16 protein-coding genes are annotated in these 19417 nt (G+C 38.2%); 12 read left to right on the top strand and 4 right to left on the bottom strand.

The window, feature by feature from the left end:
- Positions 1-256 precede the first annotated feature (256 nt).
- The 9 genes from QNI22_RS09205 (at position 257) to QNI22_RS09165 (ending at position 14519) form a co-directional block, all read left to right on the top strand.
- A complete protein-coding gene (locus QNI22_RS09205) occupies positions 257-1003 on the top strand; it encodes a hypothetical protein (protein ID WP_314510363.1) in 747 nt (248 codons plus the stop codon).
- Positions 1004-1574: 571 nt separating this feature from the next.
- Positions 1575-4301, top strand: coding sequence for a T9SS type A sorting domain-containing protein (locus tag QNI22_RS09200; RefSeq protein ID WP_314510362.1), 2727 nt, complete (start codon positions 1575-1577; stop codon positions 4299-4301).
- 12 nt (positions 4302-4313) lie between these two features.
- The gene (locus QNI22_RS09195; protein ID WP_314510361.1) at positions 4314-4727 is read left to right on the top strand and encodes a hypothetical protein; all 414 of its coding nucleotides are present in this window, start codon (positions 4314-4316) and stop codon (positions 4725-4727) included.
- 276 nt (positions 4728-5003) lie between these two features.
- On the top strand, positions 5004-5660 hold the full coding sequence (locus QNI22_RS09190; RefSeq protein ID WP_314510360.1) for an RNA polymerase sigma-70 factor: 657 nt from the start codon (positions 5004-5006) through the stop codon (positions 5658-5660).
- Between the two features lie 94 nt (positions 5661-5754).
- The gene (locus QNI22_RS09185; RefSeq protein WP_314510359.1) at positions 5755-6759 is read left to right on the top strand and encodes a FecR family protein; all 1005 of its coding nucleotides are present in this window, start codon (positions 5755-5757) and stop codon (positions 6757-6759) included.
- A gap of 25 nt (positions 6760-6784) precedes the next feature.
- A complete protein-coding gene (locus tag QNI22_RS09180) occupies positions 6785-10240 on the top strand; it encodes a SusC/RagA family TonB-linked outer membrane protein (RefSeq protein WP_314510358.1) in 3456 nt (1151 codons plus the stop codon).
- 64 nt (positions 10241-10304) lie between these two features.
- Positions 10305-11738, top strand: coding sequence for a RagB/SusD family nutrient uptake outer membrane protein (locus tag QNI22_RS09175; protein ID WP_314510357.1), 1434 nt, complete (start codon positions 10305-10307; stop codon positions 11736-11738).
- A gap of 15 nt (positions 11739-11753) precedes the next feature.
- A complete protein-coding gene (locus QNI22_RS09170) occupies positions 11754-12476 on the top strand; it encodes an SGNH/GDSL hydrolase family protein (protein ID WP_314510356.1) in 723 nt (240 codons plus the stop codon).
- Between the two features lie 24 nt (positions 12477-12500).
- Complete coding sequence (locus QNI22_RS09165; protein WP_314510355.1) at positions 12501-14519, top strand: FAD-dependent oxidoreductase; 2019 nt, start codon at positions 12501-12503, stop codon at positions 14517-14519.
- 60 nt (positions 14520-14579) lie between these two features.
- Here the strand turns inward: QNI22_RS09165 and QNI22_RS09160 are convergent, their stop codons facing one another.
- The 3 genes from QNI22_RS09160 to QNI22_RS09150 form a co-directional block, all read right to left on the bottom strand.
- A complete protein-coding gene (locus tag QNI22_RS09160; RefSeq protein WP_314510354.1) occupies positions 14580-15647 on the bottom strand; it encodes a T9SS type A sorting domain-containing protein in 1068 nt (355 codons plus the stop codon).
- A 458-nt stretch (positions 15648-16105) separates the two neighbouring features.
- Positions 16106-16657 carry a prolyl hydroxylase family protein gene (locus QNI22_RS09155; protein ID WP_314510353.1) on the bottom strand — a complete coding sequence of 184 codons (552 nt, stop codon included), beginning with the start codon at positions 16655-16657 and terminating at the stop codon, positions 16106-16108.
- Between the two features lie 12 nt (positions 16658-16669).
- Entirely contained in the window at positions 16670-17494 is an 825-nt protein-coding gene (locus QNI22_RS09150) for a S24 family peptidase (protein WP_314510352.1), read from the bottom strand.
- Positions 17495-17642: 148 nt separating this feature from the next.
- Between QNI22_RS09150 and QNI22_RS09145 the strand changes: the two genes are divergently transcribed.
- The 3 genes from QNI22_RS09145 (at position 17643) to QNI22_RS09135 (ending at position 18581) form a co-directional block, all read left to right on the top strand.
- Positions 17643-17855: a hypothetical protein gene (locus tag QNI22_RS09145; protein ID WP_314510351.1), complete on the top strand. Its 213-nt coding sequence runs from the start codon at positions 17643-17645 to the stop codon at positions 17853-17855.
- A gap of 95 nt (positions 17856-17950) precedes the next feature.
- Positions 17951-18286, top strand: a complete 336-nt coding sequence (locus QNI22_RS09140) for a hypothetical protein (RefSeq protein ID WP_314510350.1) — start codon at positions 17951-17953, stop codon at positions 18284-18286.
- A gap of 70 nt (positions 18287-18356) precedes the next feature.
- Positions 18357-18581: a helix-turn-helix domain-containing protein gene (locus QNI22_RS09135; protein WP_314510349.1), complete on the top strand. Its 225-nt coding sequence runs from the start codon at positions 18357-18359 to the stop codon at positions 18579-18581.
- 100 nt (positions 18582-18681) lie between these two features.
- Here QNI22_RS09135 and QNI22_RS09130 read toward each other — a convergent pair whose 3' ends face one another.
- A complete protein-coding gene (locus tag QNI22_RS09130; protein ID WP_314510348.1) occupies positions 18682-19410 on the bottom strand; it encodes a LytR/AlgR family response regulator transcription factor in 729 nt (242 codons plus the stop codon).
- Between the last annotated feature and the right edge of the window lie 7 nt (positions 19411-19417).

Below are 19417 nucleotides of genomic sequence, written 5' to 3'. Positions count from 1 at the left end.
TGGGAAGATATTAACGACTTGATTGATAGTATATTATTTGTTTTATGAGCTGTTATAGACCTGTTACTATTTTTATTTATGATACTTTATGGCTTCATATTAAGGTGGTAACTGTATATAGGCGAATTGGGTATTTGATAGCTAAAATTACATGTTATATTTTTAGTATTGATACAAGTGTTTTTTGTATATATGTTTACAAAGTGTTTGTTATAGAAAATTTTTAACTAATTAACTCATTTTGTAGATGTTTACTATGAAAAAAACAGTTATGTTTTTTGCTATGTTGTTTGTTGGCAGCATTAGCGTATTTGCTCAAGATAAAGGGGATGAGCCAGATAACTCAGTATTTCAGTTCCTTCCGGTTTATGACCGTTATGCTTCTAAGGAATGTATCGTTAAATTGAAAGATGGTACTACAGTTAAAGGAATTAACGATGATCTGGATAGAAAAAAAGGACAGATCACAGCTATAGAAATTAAAGATCCTGCTACAAAGAAAACAACAGAATACAAAGCTGAACAGATTGATGAGATGTATTTGTATCCTTCAGGATTTGACAAACTGTCAAAGAGATCGGCTGCAGTAACTGATCTGAAAGCATATACAAATAACAGCCTTGACAAAATCATGAGTCAGGGATATTGCTATTTTAAGAACCAATCAGTTTCATTAAAAAATAAAAAGAAAGAGAAGGAATTCCTGATGCAGTTGGTAAATCCTGATTTTTGTTCTGCAATCATGGTATTTGGTGATAATATGGCTAAAGAATCTGCATCTATCGGTGTAGGTCCTATGAAAGTAGCTGGTGGTATTGACAAATCTTTCTATGTTAGAAAAGGAGATGAAGTCTTTTGGCTGAAAAAAGCTGAATTTGAAGATAACTACGATAGACTCTTTGGTGATAGTCCTGAGTTTGTGGCTAAATTCCCTAAAAAGGACGTTGTATGGAGAAAGTTGAATCTCTATATCTATGAGTATACTAAGACAGTGACCAAATAATAAGGTTGATATTATAATCGATCTGAAGTTAAACACAGAACCCTATTCATCGCTATGGATAGGGTTCTGTGTTTTCTGATATAGGTTGAACTAAATCTACAATAAACCGTATTTCCTAAATTCATTGTACATATTCCATAATTCATCTATATGAATATAGGTAATGAAGTTTTCAAGATGGTACAATGTCGCCTTATGTAGGTATTTTGTTTTCTGTTATATCATGTGTCTGTAACTTTTCTCTAAAATATGTAGGGGTTTAATAGATAGTGGGTTGTAGCTTTAATTAGGGTAGAAAAACATAGACTAACTGGATAAGAGGGGTTTGAGATAATCTTAATAGTCTGAAATCCTACTGATTAAGTCCTGGGTTTGTACAAATTGTTGTGGTTCAGGATTTTATTTTTTTACTGAGATAATGCCTTTTTCAGACTAGTTATACAAGTGAATACGTAAGATTTTTGACTATAAGCATACCTCAACCGTAATCTTATACATTTTTTTTCATGCTACTACAAGTAACATGTTTATACCTGGGTATTAAAGTGCACTAATTAACCTGCTATGAAAAATGAAATACAAATCTTTACTCAAACTTTTAATACTGTTTGTCATACACAGTATACTATCAGGGCGACTATGCGCTCAAGTGCTTGTTTATGAAGGCTTTGATTATTTTAATACGACTAACGAAAGTCTTCATCAGATCCATAATGGTAAATTCACAGGTGGTACTACCACTAATCTTGCTACCAGTTTGGGATGGGGAGGTGACTGGCAAGAGTCTGGAGGAACAGGAACTTATTTGGTAAATCCTTCATCTTCTGTTGATTACACGGCAGGTGGATATGATCTGATTACTGCGGGACATTTTGGACAAACAGGGACTGCTTCTTCCATAGGGCGAAAACTTCAAAATAGTCCTGCCGGGCCATTTGGGAGAAATGGTACTAACTCCAATACGGGAAATACGAGTAATGGTACTAATTATCTGGTGATACCTGGCAACTTTACTTCTAACACTTATTCCTCTACCACTACTTCTGTTGGGGCAGATGGAACTACATTATGGCTTAGCTTTTTAGTGAATAAAACTGAGAATAACGATAATCCAACCTATATTTCTTTACATAGAAACTCAGATGATTGGGATGGTGATAGTGGAAATCATCTGGCTGTTGGTTATTTTGGTGCTTCATCTAATTCCGGAGGTAGTCGCTATTGGTCTATCCGGATTAATAATGTTGTGACTGTCAGCAATGATATCATTACACCCAATCAATGGACATTACTGGTTGCCAGAATTAATTTTAATTCAGCTACAGGTAATCAGGTAACATTATATGTGAATCCTACCAATATTGGGCAGTCTGGTGCTCCTGCCACTAGCAATGCTCCTGTTTCTGCTTCATCGGCAGCTGGAGTTGTTAATACATTTACAAGTCTTGCTTATTATGGTGGGGGAGTGGCATCAACTATACCTCAAAGTTATATAGACGAACTAAGAATTGCATCTGATTATAGTTTTGCCACAACAGCATCTAATCTGATTCGCATTGAAGGCTCTCTCTGTACAGGTACATTGGGAAATAATATCTTTACCAATGGTGACTTTGATAGCTATGCTTCTACGCCTACCTATAATATAGCTCAGACATCACCATGGACAGATCCTCCATCCAGAAGTTCCATAGATGATTCCGGGCCTTGGGTCGATGTGACAGGTGGTGGTTCTTATTGTTATGTAGATGTATTGAACTTTGGTGGTAACGGAGGGCCTAATGATGGATATTATACTCTTGTAAATGGTATAAGAAGTGCCTGGGATGTATGGACTACTAATACAGATTATAGTGGTACTGGGTACCTGATGTTAGCCAACGCTGCTTATCAACCCAATATTTTCTTTAAGCAGGTGCCAAGCAATAATTTTTGTGAGTTGACCAGATATGAGTTCAGTGTGCAGGTAATGAACGTCGATAAACAAACTTATCGGACTGCCTATGGAAGTTCAGGAACTGCAGATGGCGGATTTAAAAATTGTGATCCTACCCGAGAGCCTGGATGTCAGCAGTTATCGCAGCTTGACGGTGGGGTGAGTGCAACAGGTAATCGAAATCTGACTACGCATAGTAATTCAGGTGGTAGTGGATGTAACTTGTATGACTGGTACACTTCGGGTACTGTTAATGCAACTACATCTGATTCAAGAAGCTACCGGGTACTTCCTGATATTGAATTTATCATTGGTGATGGTAGTGGAAATGAGGTGGTTGCCTATAGTCCTCCCGCACCGATACCTAATGATGAACAATGGCACAAAGTAGGTTTTACCTTTACCACCAAAGCAGGGGTGACATCACTGGAACTAAAAGTACGGAATAAGGCTCCTGGTGGTGGAGGTAACGATATTGCGTTAGATGATTTCTCGTTTCGTGCCTGTGGGCCTTCTGTTTTATTGGGAAATAATTTTCCGGGTTGTACACCTACTCCATTGGTTTGGGTTGATTCTATTACAGATGAATATTCCAGTCCTAAATACCAGTGGGAAGTTAGTTCAAATAACGGTACTTCCTGGACAGATATTGTAGGGGCTACTGATAGTGTATATATACCTACTTTCCCAACAGTTAATCAAAATGATCTGGTGCGGTTGCGTATTGCCAGCAGTGTACCTAACCTGAGCTCCGCTAACTGTTACATCGTTTCTTCCAGTCTAAATGTGGTTTGTCTGGTACCTCTTCCTGCTACATTGCTTTCTTTTAATGCACAAAAGATCAGTACAGGTGTGCAGATAAACTGGCAGACTACCTATGAGTCTGAGACAGATTATTTTATAGTAGAACGTTCTTTAGATGGAAGTACTTTCACTCAACTATGTCAGGTAAGTGCCAAAGGAAACAGCAATCAACTGGAGAGTTATTATTGTTATGATTCAGCACCTGCAAATGGACGCAACTATTATCGTCTAAAGCAAGTAGATCAGGATGGTCAGTATTCATACTCCAAAGTAGTTTCTGTTACTTATGATCAGGCAACCAGTTCCCGTCAGATACAATTGGTGCCAAACCCGGCAAATGAAAGTGTAAAGGTTGTTTTTGTAGAGGATGTAACGAAAGCTCAGTCAGCACATGTAACTGTATCTACAATAATGGGACAAGTGATACAGGAACAAACTGTAAAACTAAACAGCAATGAACTAGTTCTTAATACTTCTTCCTTGTCGGATGGAATATATATCGTGGAAGTAATGGTGGGAGAACAAAAATTTGTACAAAAACTGGTAATTACAAAATAAGCAGAAATACCAATGGGGAAATTTGATACTGTTATAGAGAAGCATACTAATCTGGGTGTACATGCCAATAATATAGAATATGCAATTAGCGCTATAAAAGATGGAGTGAGGAGAGAATATATATTGGAAACATTAACTGCTGATTATCGAGGAATGACTTCACAACAGGCAACAGAATTACTTGAAGATTTATATGCTAAGGCTGGTGGGGAATTTAAACAAGAAAGTCGCGCAGGATATCTGTATGGAATCTTCCTTCTGTTAATAGGATTCGGTGCATCCTTCTATATTTTCTATGTGATGAGATATGGAGGTAAGTTATCTTTGGTAGTGATTGGCTGTGCTATAGGTGGAATTATTGGTGGAATAGGCTATATATTAAGTGCGATTCTAGGTACACATCGGGAAGAGGATTCTCCTTTTTAGCGCAATAGAAAATAATTAGTTGAAATTTGATACCCAGGCAATCAAGCCTGGGTATTTTTTTATCCTTAATCGACTGGATTTTCGTACAGCCTTCTGCTTCTGGAAGAATTTTACTCTGTACAGTGATCCTTCCTGCCCGCTTTTTAGGAAAAGCGATTCTTTCTTTCTCTTTTTTATAAAAAAGTTCAAATTTAACTACGTGTAATACTATGATTTTGTGTCTATATGGTATAATGCTGAGAAAAAGTTGATCTATGCAAATTTAACCACTGGCAAATGCAACTATCTTCTACCCCAGATGAGTCGTTCCAGCAAGGAACTAACATGACAGATTTATCTGAGCAGGTTTCCTCTGCAGAGAATCAGGTAGATACAGAGCTCTTTATTCGGAAAGCATTTGATACAGATGCCTGGGAAGGCTGTTCCTTGCTATTTCGAAGATACTATCCTGTACTTTGTAGTCATGCTATTCGCTATGTGTATTCGCGGGAAATCGCAGAAGATCTGGTTGCAGAGATTTTTCATGACTTCTGGAAAAACCGAATTTTTGAACAGGTGCATAGTTCGTACCGATCTTACTTGTTTAAAACAGTTCGGAACCGATCCTTTAATTATTTGCGACAAAAATTAACATCCTCAATTTCTGTGGAGGATTTCCCTGTTATATGTGAGGTTCAGTCTTCTGATCAGCAAATGTTCTATGATGAGCTCTATCAAATGATCCAAAGAACCGTAGATGAAATGTCGCCCAAGTGTCAAAAGGTATTTCTGATGAGCCGTTTTGATGGCAAGAAAAACCATGAGATCGCAGAAGAGATGCAGATTTCACAGCGTACGGTAGAAGTTCATATTAGTAATGCCTTAGCCTTGTTACGGAAAGTTCTGAAGGAAGGAGGAGTACTTTGCTTGTTTCTTCTGTCTTCTATCTTATAATTTTTAGTATATACTACGTGTCTGTGTCTGTAAATGTGTCTGAAGGAAAAATTGTAGTATCGTACTAACATTGTACTATTCTCTTTGTAGAAATATGAAAAAGCCTGTTACACAAGAAATCCTGTTTGAATACTTTGCTGGTCGTGCTACTCTTCTGCAAAAGAATATGATAGAAAAATGGTTACAGGACCCGGAGAATGAAGAAGCATTTTATGAATGTCTGGATAAATGGGAGATGACTTATCCTCAATATGTACCGGATCTGGAGCAAGCTCACACTAAGTATAGAAGTTTTGTGTTGGAGAACCAGGCTACTCATTCATTATCGAAATCTGTTTCTGGTCAGGATACTACTAAAACAAAGAACTTCTTTTGGGGATGGATCAGTGTTGCTGCATCTATACTACTGATAGTAAGTGTAATGTTCTGGACAATGAAAGATGTCTTTTTTTACCAGACATACCAGACTGCTTATGGAGAAACCCGAACCCTGATCCTGCCTGATCATAGTCAGATTGTGCTCAATGCGCATTCAACTTTACGAATACCAAGAGATTTTTTGAACAATACACAACGGGAAGCCTGGTTAGAAGGAGAAGCTTTTTTTAGCATTCGAAAAAATTCTAAATCCAAAAAGTTTATCGTACACACTGGTAACCTGAATGTAGAAGTACTGGGGACCAAATTCAATGTGTCAGATCGACGTGGAAGTACACGAGTAGTGCTGAAAGAAGGAAAGGTAAAGGTAAGTGCTTCTGCTAGTACTAGTAAGCAGGTATCGTCTGTATACATGAAGCCAGGCGATCTGGTGGCATTTTCGCCAAAAGATACTGTGTTAAAACGAATGAATGTAAAGCCGGAATTGTATACAGCCTGGCAGGAAAATAAACTTGTTTTTGATTCTATACCACTATCTGAAGTGCTTCAGACTGTAGAGGACTATTATGGTATCAAAATTATACTTCAGGACACTTCTTTCAACCAGCAATACTATACAGGTACGCTTCCCAATAATGATCTGGAAGTAATTCTAAACTCGCTTTCCAGTATCTATGGATTACATGTGACTCGTACCGAAAATCAAATCATTTTGCAATAGCCCCACTTTATCCTCCTAATTAGGTATGAAACGAATTCGTTACATCTGTCTTTTGTGTATCTTATTTCAAATAGTATTTTTTAGTCAAAAAAATGCATTTGCTCAAGAGCTTGCGTCAGGTATACGTGTAAGGCAAGACCGGAATAGCAACCAGAAATCACGTGCACTAAGAGTGGTATTGTCAGACATGGAGAAAAAATTTAAGGTTTACTTTAATTTTGACAATGCTGCTATTCAGGAAAAGTTTGTAGCACCAGATATTACGATAACAAATAATCTGGAAGAGTCTCTGGATCAGATCTTGGGTCCTCTTCAACTTAAATATGAAAAGATTGGGGAGAGATATTACGCTATTTTTAGTGCAAAGCAGGGTCGTAATCGTCGTAAAGATCATCAGAAAGCTGAGCAAAACTTTCTTAAAGAGGGTCGAAATGATTCCTATGATTCACTTTCATCGGCTTCCCTGGAAGTTCGAAAGGTAGAGAATCGTAGCATTTCTATAAGCGGAGTTGTGAGGGATGAAAATGGAAGTCCTATGGTAGGTGTGAGTGTTTCTGAAAAAGGAACTACCAATGGTACAACAACCAATGCACAGGGGCAGTATAAGTTAACTGTTGCTGATGAAAAGGCTGTACTGGTATTTAGTTTCATCGGGTATACCTTAGAAGAGTTACCTGTTGGTACCCAGTCACAGATTGATATAAAGTTGGTGCCAGACATTAAAGCATTGGGAGAGGTAGTAGTCATTGCCTATGGACAGGTACGCAAAACAGATCTGACAGGTTCTGTTTCAACTGTATCTGTCGATGAAATCAAGAAAGTGGCGGTAACCTCTCTGGATCAATCCCTGCAGGGTCGAGCAGCAGGTGTACAGATTACTCAAAATTCAGCAGCTCCTGGAGGAAGTACTACTATTCGTATACGGGGTGGTAACTCTATTCAGGGAGATAACGAACCGCTGTATGTAATTGATGGCATTCCATTCAAAAATGATGGTGCCAGCAGTGGTTCAAGTTTTAATGTATTGAGTACTCTTAATCCTTCAGATATTGAATCCCTCACTGTTTTAAAAGATGCTTCTTCAACAGCTATCTATGGTTCGCGGGGTGCCAATGGAGTGGTGATTATTACTACAAAACGTGGTAAAGCTGGAAAAGCGAATGTTTCATTTGAGGCGTATTACGGCATTCAGCAGGTACGACGTAAGTATCCTGTTCTTAATGCCAGTGAATATGCAGAGATGGTCAATGAAGCAAATACAAATGAAGGGCGTTCTCCTATCTATACACAGGAACAAATTAATGCGTTTGGTAAAGGAACTGACTGGCAGGACGAGATATTTCGTACCGCCCCAATCAGTAACTACCAGTTCTCCATGTCAGGAGGAGATGAGAAGACCCAGTATGCAGTTACTGCCGGATATTTTAATCAGCATGGAATTGTAATTAACTCCAACTTTGACCGATATTCCTTTCGGACCAATCTGGATCGAAAACTGAATAACAAAATTAAAATTGGAAACAGCTTAACGATAAACCGGACGCTAACCAATCAATCACGTACAGATGGTGATTTAGGCAGTGCCGGATTAGTGACAATAGCGGCTTTGCAATATCCACCCATTTTACCGGTACGTAATGAAGATGGTTCGTATGTAATTACAAATCCTGCCTTGAATTTTACTGCAGATAATCCAGTTGCCCTAGCCAGAGATGGGAAGAATCGTAATACAGCCTATCGTATTTTTGGAAACATCTTTGGCGAATATCAGATTCTGGAAGGATTAAATCTGAAAATTTCATTTGGATTGGATGGCATTCTGCAAAAGCAGGACCGTTATGATCCCAGAACAGTACAGAGCGGGCTGGCTCAGGGTGGATCAGCGGCTATCTTTAATGCTCAATCCATTACCTGGCTCAATGAAAACCTGCTTACCTATACCAAAACATTTAATTCTGTCCATAATCTGAATGTCCTACTTGGATATACACAACAGGCAAACCGTACAGAGAGCAGTCGGGCTGCTTCTCGTAACTTTGTCAACGACATTCTGGGAACCGGAGATCTGGGAACTGGTTCTGTCGCTTTGACACCTTCTTCCGGAATCGGAACATGGGGGCTGGTTTCTTATCTGGCTCGTGTCAACTATGGCCTGAAAGATAAATACTTGTTTACTACCTCCTTTCGCGCCGACGGCTCTTCGCGGTTTGGAGAAAATAATAGATTTGGTTATTTCCCCTCTGCTGCCTTTGCATGGCGAGTTTCTGAAGAATCTTTTCTAAAAAATAATAGAATCCTAAGTGATCTAAAACTACGTACTTCCTATGGACTAACAGGTAACCAGGATGGGATTGGAAACTACCCTGCCTATTCGTTGTTGAGTACACAAAATTATATCATTGGTAATGTTGTTTCTACTGGTATTGGCCCCAATCAGGCTGCCAATCCGGATTTATCCTGGGAAACGACAGCTCAGGCTGATGCAGGTATAGACATTGGATTTCTACAGGATCGGATCACACTTACTGCTGATGTATATCTCAAACGCACACGAGATCTATTATTAAGTGTAACCATACCAAGTACTTCCGGATATTCCAGTGCTATTAAGAATCTGGGGAAAGTAGAAAACAAAGGTATTGAGCTTAGTGTCTCATCTCGCAATCTGGTTGGTGATTTTAAATGGACTACTGACATTAACTTTGCCTCCAATCGGAATACGGTGTTGGATATTGGGGGAGCACCTCAGATTTTTGCTGGTAATGTAGCCAATATCGCACAAAATACGAATTCTGGTATTATTCGGGTAGGGGAGCCGTTAGGATCTTTTTATGGCTATGTGACGAATGGAGTGTATCAGACAGCAGATGAACTGACACAACTCGTAGATGCCAGTGCTAAGAAACCTGGAGACCGGAAGTATCTTGACCTGAATAACGATAAAAAGATCAATGATCAGGATCGTACTATTATCGGCAGAGCACAGCCTAAGTTTATTGCTGGTATGACTAATACATTTTCTTATAAAGGAATAGAACTGACTGTTTTTCTTCAGGGTGTATATGGAAACCATATCCTGAATGCCAATCGGTTTGAACTGGAGTATCTGAATGGAACAACCAATCAGGATCGGGATATGCTTAATCGCTGGACTCCAACGAATACCGATACAGATATCCCAAGAGCATCTACAACCCGCCCTGCCAACAGAATATCTTCCCGGCAGATTGAAGATGGGTCCTATCTCAGATTACGCAATGTTCAAATTGCCTATACTTTCTCAAATAGCTTATTAAAGGCAATTCGGCTACAATCGGTTAGGATCTATGCAACAGCCCAGAACCTGATGACTTGGACTAACTATTCTGGATTTGATCCGGAGGTAAATCGTTTTGGACAGGATAGCCGTAGTCAGGGATTCGATTATGGTGGATATCCTGCAGCTAAAACAATTCTATTTGGGTTAAATATTGGCTTCTGATTGTTGTGGAAGCATTCTTGACAACCTGTTCATTTTTATGCCACTGAAGATAAATCATTCAGATATGAAAATCCGAAACACTATTTATACACTAGTATTCATACTAGTATCAGGCTGTGGAGTATTGGATCAATCTCCTGAATCCAGTTTTACACCTGATAACTTTTATAAAAATGCGGATGATGCCAGATCTGCTGTAAGTGCTGTCTATGATCAGATGAATTATAATAACCTGTATAATCAATTGATGTGGATTTTACAGGATCAAGCTACTGATGATGCAGAGTGGGGTGGAGGCCGATCAACTGCCAATCAGGCAAAAAATGATCTGGACAAATATACCTTCACGCCTGCTACCAGTACCTTTCAGAGTGTATGGTCAGCTTGCTATAGAGGGATTAATCAGGCTAATACAGTTATTGGACGTGTGCCTGACATCAGCATGGATGAAGCCCTGAAAAAGCGATATGTGGCAGAAGCTACATTACTGCGTGGATTTTATTACTTTACGCTAGTAAGACTTTTTGGAGGAGTACCTATTGTATTAACCGAGACTACATCTCTCAATAATCTCACCATTGCCAGATCTTCTGTAGAAGAAGTATACACACAAATTATCAAAGATTTTACAGAAGCAGAATCTGTTTTGCCTGTCAACTATTCCGCTGCTGAAATAGGGCGAGTTACTCAGGGAGCAGCCAAGGCATTACTGGCAAAAGTGTATCTAACACGTCAGGAATGGGAGAAAGCCGCTACCAAAGCCAAAGAAGTAATAGATCTTGGAATCTATGATTTGTGGACTAACTATGCAGAAGCATTTCTAATTGCTAACAAGAATGGAAAAGAAGCTATTTTTGAGATTCAGGCTATGGGCGGGGGATTTAATGAAGGAAGTTTTATGCAGGGATATATGCGCCCTCCGTTTGACAAGGTGAATAACATCGCTGGCTTTGGGGATGATCCTGCTACACAGAATCTATATGAAGCTTACTCCGAAAATGATAAGAGACGCGACGTTACTCTGCGATTATATTCCGCAACTAGTACACCTGCTGCTCCTGCTAGTATTACCTTTCCTTGTTATGTAAATAAATACCTGGACCCTACAGCTACTGCCAATGGAGAAGGGAGTAACAATTTTCCGATTATCCGCTATGCAGATGTGCTGTTGATGTATGCTGAAGCATTAAACGAGTTAGGAGCTAATAATTCAGATGCCTATAAAGCTATAAATCGCATACGAAATCGGGCCGGACTGGATGATCTGGCTGAAGGATTGACACAGGATGAGTTTCGGAATAGTGTCTTATTGGAAAGGCGACTTGAACTGGCATTTGAGGGACATCGCTGGTATGACCTGGCCCGAACACGGCGGCTCATTTCAGCCTTAAAAGCACAGAATCCTGACATCGTTGTGGAAGAAAGACACTATCTGTTTCCTATTCCACAAACCGAAAGAGATGTTAATCCTCTGTTAGAGCAAAATCCTGATTATTGATAGCCTGTTAAACCTGTGAAACGAAGAGACTTTATAGAACGATCATTGGCCACAATTCCTTTTGTGGCCTCTTTGCCTGATATAGAACCAGAAATGCTTTCTATGGATCAGCCTTCTATGGTAATTAATGCCGGAATAGGAGGAAATAATACGCGTGACCTTCTGGCGCGAATAGAAAAGGATTGTCTACAGCATAATCCTGATTTAACCATTCTGATGGCAGGTACTAACGATATGAATAGTATGAAACATGTGCCGTTGGAAGAGTATAGTAGTAATTATCAGACTTTGGTTGAAAAGTTACTAAAGATCAGGAGTAAAGTACTTGTTATGAGTATTTTGCCTGTATATGAGCCATACTTATTTACCCGGCATCCTGTCCAGTTTTATGCTCCTGATGGACCAGCTTTGCGTAGGTCTAAGGTAAATGAGGTGATTCGTAAAATATCTGAGCAGAAAAAGCTTTCATTTCTGGATATGCATCATATTTTTGAAAAGACAGGAGAAATTGGACTTTCTGCAATGAGTCTGCTTAAAAATGAGGTCAATAGCGGAAAGACAGATGGTGTACATCCGACAGCAGAAGGATATCGAGTTATGGCAGTAGCTGTGTATCAGTATATAGTCTTGCAGGGCTTGCCTCATAGTAAAGTAGTTTGTTTTGGGGATAGTATTACTATGGGAGATACTGATGGGCAAAACTATCCTACTTATTTGCAGAAGTTACTCAATAGCTAATCATTTACACCTTGTTTTATACTTATGAGAAAATTGGTTCTTCTATTTCTTCTTTTGCCTGTGTTTTCACACTCTCTTTGGGCACAGCAGGCAACTACTTCAGTAGATATCTGTGTATATGGTGGATCATCGGCAGGTGTAATGGCAGCTTATACTGCTAAGAAAGCTGGGAAATCTGTGATTTTGATTGAGCCAGGCAAACACTTGGGTGGACTTACCACGGGAGGACTAGGCTATACAGACATTGGTAATAAGTATGCAATTACAGGGCTGGCACGTGACTATTATCGTCGTATTGGAAAGCATTATGGCAAATTTGAACAATGGATATTTGAACCTCATGTAGCTGAGAATCTCTTCAAAGAATATATCTCTAAGGGCAATGTGCAGGTGTTATATAGTTATCGTTTGTCTTCTGTTAAAAAGCAAGGGACCACTATCCAGGAAATTGTGATTGAAAACTCTGATAAACCATCGAGTACAACCAATCGAATCGTTAAAGCTAAAATGTTTCTGGATTGTACCTATGAGGGAGATTTGATGGCTAAAGCAGGCGTAAGTTATTTTGTAGGAAGAGAAGACAATAAACTATATAATGAAACTTATAATGGAGTTCAACTGCTCAACAAACATCAGTTTGTAGATGGGATTGACCCTTATAAAATACCCGGAAAGCCGGAAAGCGGATTACTTTGGGGGATTAGTTCTGCTGCTCTACCTCCAACCGGTTCAGGCGATAAAAAAGTACAGACTTATAATTTTCGGATTTGTCTGACCAGCGATCCTGCGAATCAAATCCCAATTACTAAACCAGAAGGATATGATCCTGAAAAGTATGAGCTATTGTTGCGGGTGATGGAGAAAGAGCCGACTCGGCCATTCAATCTGATTATGAAACCCGATCTTATGCCCAATTACAAAACAGATATCAACAACAATGGACCTTTCTCGACAGATATGATTGGGATGAATTATGACTATCCTGAGGCTGACTATGCTCGGAGAGCTCAGATTCAGAAAGAACATGAGTTGTACACAAAAGGGTTTCTGTACTTTGTAGGGAATGATCCTCGTGTACCTGAGCATCTACGCACAGAAATGAAACGATGGGGATACCCAAAAGATGAATACACAGATAATGGAAATTGGTCTCCTCAAATGTATGTACGAGAAGCCCGCCGGATGATTGGAGCTTATGTAATGACTCAGGCTAACTGCCAAGGTAAAGAAACTGTACAGGATGGAGTGGGTATGGCTGCCTATACTATGGACTCGCATAATTGTCAGCGTATCGTTATCGAAAAGGATGGCGTTAAAATGGTTAAGAATGAAGGGGATGTACAGATTGGTGGTTTTCCTCCCTATCCGATAGCCTATCGGTCATTGATTCCAAAAGAAAGTGAATGTGGCAATCTGTTAGTACCTGTCTGTTTATCTGCAAGCCATATTGCCTATGGATCTATCCGAATGGAGCCTGTATTTATGGTATTGGCTCAGTCATCTGCATTAGCTGCCAGTTTAGCAATAGATAGTAAGCGGACTGTACAAAATATTGATGTGCAGAAACTTCAGCAATGGTTGAAGGCAAATCCCCTGATGGATAATAGCCCTGCAGATATTTTAGTAGATGATCAGGATAAAGTACATATTGTATTGACTGGTGACTGGAAAAGCGAGCACAATCCTGGTGGAAGTTATGGCCCTTCATGGTTAGCAGATGATAGCCAGGGAAAAGAGAAAAAAGCTGTGCGATTTGTACCGGAAGTTGTTACTGCAGGGAAGTATGCTGTGTATATGTATTTTCCTAAAGTAAAAAATGCGGCTAGTGAAACTGCTATTACCATTACTAATGGCAAAGACGTGAAGGCATTGACAATAAAGGAGGCTGATATTCGTGTAGAAGGTCAGACTGCCGGAGAATGGGTCTTGCTTGGAGAGTATTCTTTTCCCAAAGGCAAAAGTAGTTATGTAGAAATCTCTAACACCAATGCCAATGGCTCTATTATTGCGGATGCAGTCCTTTTTGTCCCTAAGCAAGGATAAGCTGAAAGTTTTCAAACTCCTCCATCTATTTTGAGTAGTAAAAATAGATGGAGGAAATAATCAATGTATCACAATTCTTTTTTGTTCTATAGATCCAGAAGTTTCTATTCGTAAAATATATATTCCTGGTTCCCACTCTGGATGTATTGTAAACTGGCCCACATTGCCATTTAGAGGGATGATTTGTTCGCTTAAAGATCTGCCTTGCAGATCAGAGAAATAAACGGTTACATTCTCATACTGACTTTTGGTATCAGGTAACTGTAGCCTAATTGTAGATTGTTTTGAGGCTGGATTTGGAGATAATGAAATAGTGCTTTTCTGTTCAGAAGTCACTGTTACAGAGATCATCTTTGAAAAACTATACTTTTCATTATAATCTACTTGTTTGAGTTTGTAGTAATTCTTACCATTTAAGGGATTTTCATCTGTATATTCATAGTATAATGGGCTTTGTGAGTTACCACCACCATTCACAGTTCCAATTATTTGCCAACTGTTATCATCCGAACTTCGCATAATGTCAAAGTATTGATTGTTCTTTTCACTGGCAGTTGACCATGTTAGCTGAACCCTGTGATTATATGCAATTCCTGTAAATTGCATAAAGTTAACCGGTAGTGGAATATATCCACTGGCAGAAGCCACAGAATATACTCGCAATGTCTTATCAACAGATAATATACCAAAAAGGCTAATTCGAAGGGTATTAAAGGCTGAGGAAGCTGTTGTATAAAGCACTTTTTTGGTAGAAGATCCGTTATAGGGCATCATCCCCCATCCTGAATTACTAACAGTACTACCTCCATTTCGAAGGGTATAAGTAACACCACTCAAGAGATCTAATGTTGCAGTCGGATCTTCTACAATAAGAGCAATGGTAGTCCCTCCGGGTTGCGAAGGTGAAAATATCAGATCCAGATTGATAACCGAAATAACACTAATACCAACATGAACAGTTGCATAATCTGTCGGATTATTATTCAAGGCTTGGTTGGCAGAGGTAACAGAACATGCAATGCAGGTAATGGATTCTGTTACATTAGAAGAGGTTGGGTAGGATGTTTGCCCAAACGATATGTTAATACCCAGAAGTACCAGAAGATAAGCTAGTATATTTTTCATCATTTGGTATATACTTAAATGCTAATGTACATTTAATAGATCTTGACTGTTGAATGATGCTGTAAAAATAGTTTGTTGCGTATTGAATAAATAAGATCTAATGGCAGGCTTTATTGTAAGTGTAATATTTGTTTCTGGAACATTTAAATAATGTGAATATATGAATATCATCGAGTGTTTGGATTGGTAGTGAGTTTATTAATGAATGAATTAAGTAACAAAAATGCAGATTTTTGTTACTTAATTGGGGAGAGTCATGAAAAGTTGGAATGGTGTAAAGTGAAGAAGATTTTGTTTTACAAAAGAGTAAATAATAAATCGATGAATGTGAGTATGAAACTACCTCTGAAAGAAGGCAGGAAGGATAATCAGTAGAATATTTCTATGACAAAATGGATGTATAAGTGATGAATGATTTTTGCTCCAATACAACTTTTATCTTTTAAAAACAGGTTATTTTTTCAATCTTCCTCAAATCTGTACATGATATCGCTTCGTAGTACATATTTTATACCTTTGGTAACCTCACTACCTTCATGATATAAGCTATGTAGAAATATCAGTGCCATACCTTCTTTAGGTTGTATTTTCAGATTGGTAAATAGTGTATCTCCACCTGAGAAGTTGTCATTCAGGTAAATCATAAATGTAAAGTAGCTGGCTTCTGTTGCATTACGTATATAACTTTGATCCTGATGTCCTTTAAACCGATGACCAGGCTGATATTTATAAAAACGAAATAACTCATTCAGGCCAATTGCGTGACTATTTCCAATCTTGGCAGGAGCAAATGATTGTACTTTATGCCATAGAATCTCCGCCAGATCTTCACTTTTATAAAATGTACGATTATTGTTTCGGACCTCTTCCAAAACTCTTTCCCCTTTCTCTGTAATTACTTTGGCAGGTTCATAACCAAGATTTTCACTTAGTGTTATATACTTATGACATTCTTGTGGCAACAAAAAATCTTCAATTGTAAAGATTTTATCTGTTAGGTTAGTATATTTCATAGTGTGAGAGCCTTATTGTTTATGCACCATTCCATTGAGTAAATTATCCAGGCGATTTACTTCTTCTCTGAAATATACCAATGCTGCACGAGCACTTCGAAAATCACGGGTGATTCGGGCTTTAACCAACCAAACCTCAATGATGTCATTGGGTTCAAGAATCTGATCTTCATATTCTGTGTTATCTGACCGAAGTACCAAATGTCCTAACCTGTCTAGTCGATTAACAACACGTTTGCAGACAATATTGCCAGATGTTACAATTATATAGATTGCTCCATCACGCAACTGAGATGCCATCTCCAGCCTTTCTCCAATTACCCAATCCTGTGAATAGATTGTATGTTCCATAGAATCTCCCCAGATCTCAAAAGCCCGATAATTGCCACTACGAAAATCCGGTAAGCTGAATACACTTAGCTCTTCGAGATAGTCGCTTCGATGGCAGTACATAATATAACCTGCTGCCGCTTTAATAGGGACCATTGCAATAACACTATCGCCCTGCTTATCCACAGTGACTAGTTGCAATGTACTTTTACCTAATAATGGTGCTGATAAGGAGGTACTTGACATAGTAGATATGCCCTCCTGCTTAGAATTGTATTTTTGTAATGTGTCTTTTAAAAACATTTCTCCTTTGCCTGTATATATCCAGTTTAGATCTATCCCTTCTGAGGATAAATAGAGAAAATACTCTTCTGGTATATACTTTCGCTTGCCTGCTTCTATCAGACTTACATCTTTCTGATTTATATTTACCCTCTGAGAGAGTGATTGTTGATTTAGTCCAAGTTTAATCCTGCAATGCTTTAAGCGATTGTGTAAATTTTCCATAGTTATAGTAAATATAGTAACTGTTTTAATTGTTCATAAACATATAAATATTATATGCTGTATTATTGACTTTTAGGTTTTTAAAGTATATTTTTGTATTTATATGACTATTTTCCTTAAAAGGTATAAGAATCAAAAATAGCAAATTATGGAGAGACCAGCAAATAACCCAAAGAAAACAAAAATGATAACTATAGAACTGGATCTGGAGGATTATTGGCCAGTTCAGGATATTCAAAGAGACATTGAAAGTACTAGGGGCTTTAAGCGTTCAATTGCTGCTATATGTGTTCAATTGATTAAAGAAGCGACTGTTGCAAGACAAAAAGAGGCACCAGATGATAGGCAAATTGATAAATAAAAATATTTACAATTTTAGATAAACTGATTTTTATGAATAGGGTGCTCAGCAGAGCATAAAGAAATTATTTGTTCAACCTTATTATTACTACCACTATGTTAAACTGGCAATTAATAAAATCCGCTAATTCATTTGCCTATGAACAGTTTCAGGAATGGCTTATTGATTCCTATGAACATCATTCTGTTTCTCCTAAAAAGACAGAAGATCATCAATTAGCTTCTTTGTTATACAGCTTTTTCGAAAAACAAGGTGTTATTGTAAATGTCATGGGATGTATGTGGGGCAGTGTGGCCGAGTACGTGTATGAAATCCAACAGGATGGAAACCTGAATGGGATCATGGGATATGGATATGTGGCACGTTCTGATGCAGAGAGTGCTGCTTTTGCTCATGCATTTTCTTTACTTGCTACTCCCTATGCCGCCTGAAATCTATCCATTGTATTGGATGAGTAGTTTTATTTAAAAAAAGTACATTATGATTTTTTCTACTACAGCTATGAAACTGAAAACTATTGGCGGGCGTATCCGAATGGTACGGATCCGGATTGCAAAACAGTCACAGGAGAGTTTTGCTGCTTCTGTGTGTATGACACAGAGCAACTTATCAATGATTGAACAATGTCATTATCTGCCTAGTATTATGCTTTTGTATTGGATACATACTGTTTGGCATATCAATATCAATTGGTTGTTAACTGGTGAAGGAGAAATGGTAATGTAATTTAAAGCTTGTTGGTTTGTTTAACTTCGCCAACTATTAACAGATTAAAGACTAAAGTTCTGATAATGTTGGGATAAAGTAGAGAGCATTATTTGCTTATCTATTTTATCCATAACTTATTTTGTACAACTTGTTTTAGTACTTGTTCCCGATAAATGCGACTTATTGGAATACTATGTGATTGCAAACTGATTTCGTTACCTTCTATTGCATCTATTTTATCAATGGCAACAATATAAGATTTATGCACCCGAATAAATGAACGACTATCCAGGTTCTGTTCCAGATTCTTCAGATAGAGAAGAGTCATATATTTTCCTTTCAAGGTGTAAATGATAACATAGTTCTGCATTCCCTGGATATATAAAATATCATTGAAATAGATCTTCTCATACTTGTTTCCACATTTAATAAAGAAGTAATCTGTCTCTTTCTCTATTTTAGGAGAATTTTGACTAGCAGATTTGAGCAGTAGCTGATGATAATCTCGGGCTTTACTGGCTGCTTTTACAAAACGTTCAAATGTAATTGGTTTCAACAAATAGTCCATCACATTGAGCTGGAAGCTTTCTAAAGCATAGCTAGGGAACGCTGTGGTAACAATAACCATTGGTGGTTTCTGTACAATCTTCAAAAAGTCAATACCATTCATTTTAGGCATTTGTATATCAAGAAATATCAGATCTATTGGATGTTCATCCAATAGCTGAATGAGTGCCATGGGATTCTCACATGTATCGATCAGATTCAGAAAATCAATTTCCTGTACATAACTGGCGATACCTTCTCTTGCCAGTGGCTCATCATCTATAATAACACAGTTCATCATCATCTGT

The organism is Xanthocytophaga agilis (genome assembly GCF_030068605.1).
GTDB classification, from domain to species: domain Bacteria; phylum Bacteroidota; class Bacteroidia; order Cytophagales; family 172606-1; genus Xanthocytophaga; species Xanthocytophaga agilis.
Note: the sequence above shows the minus strand (reverse complement) of the source record. Positions and strands in the feature narration are given on the sequence as shown.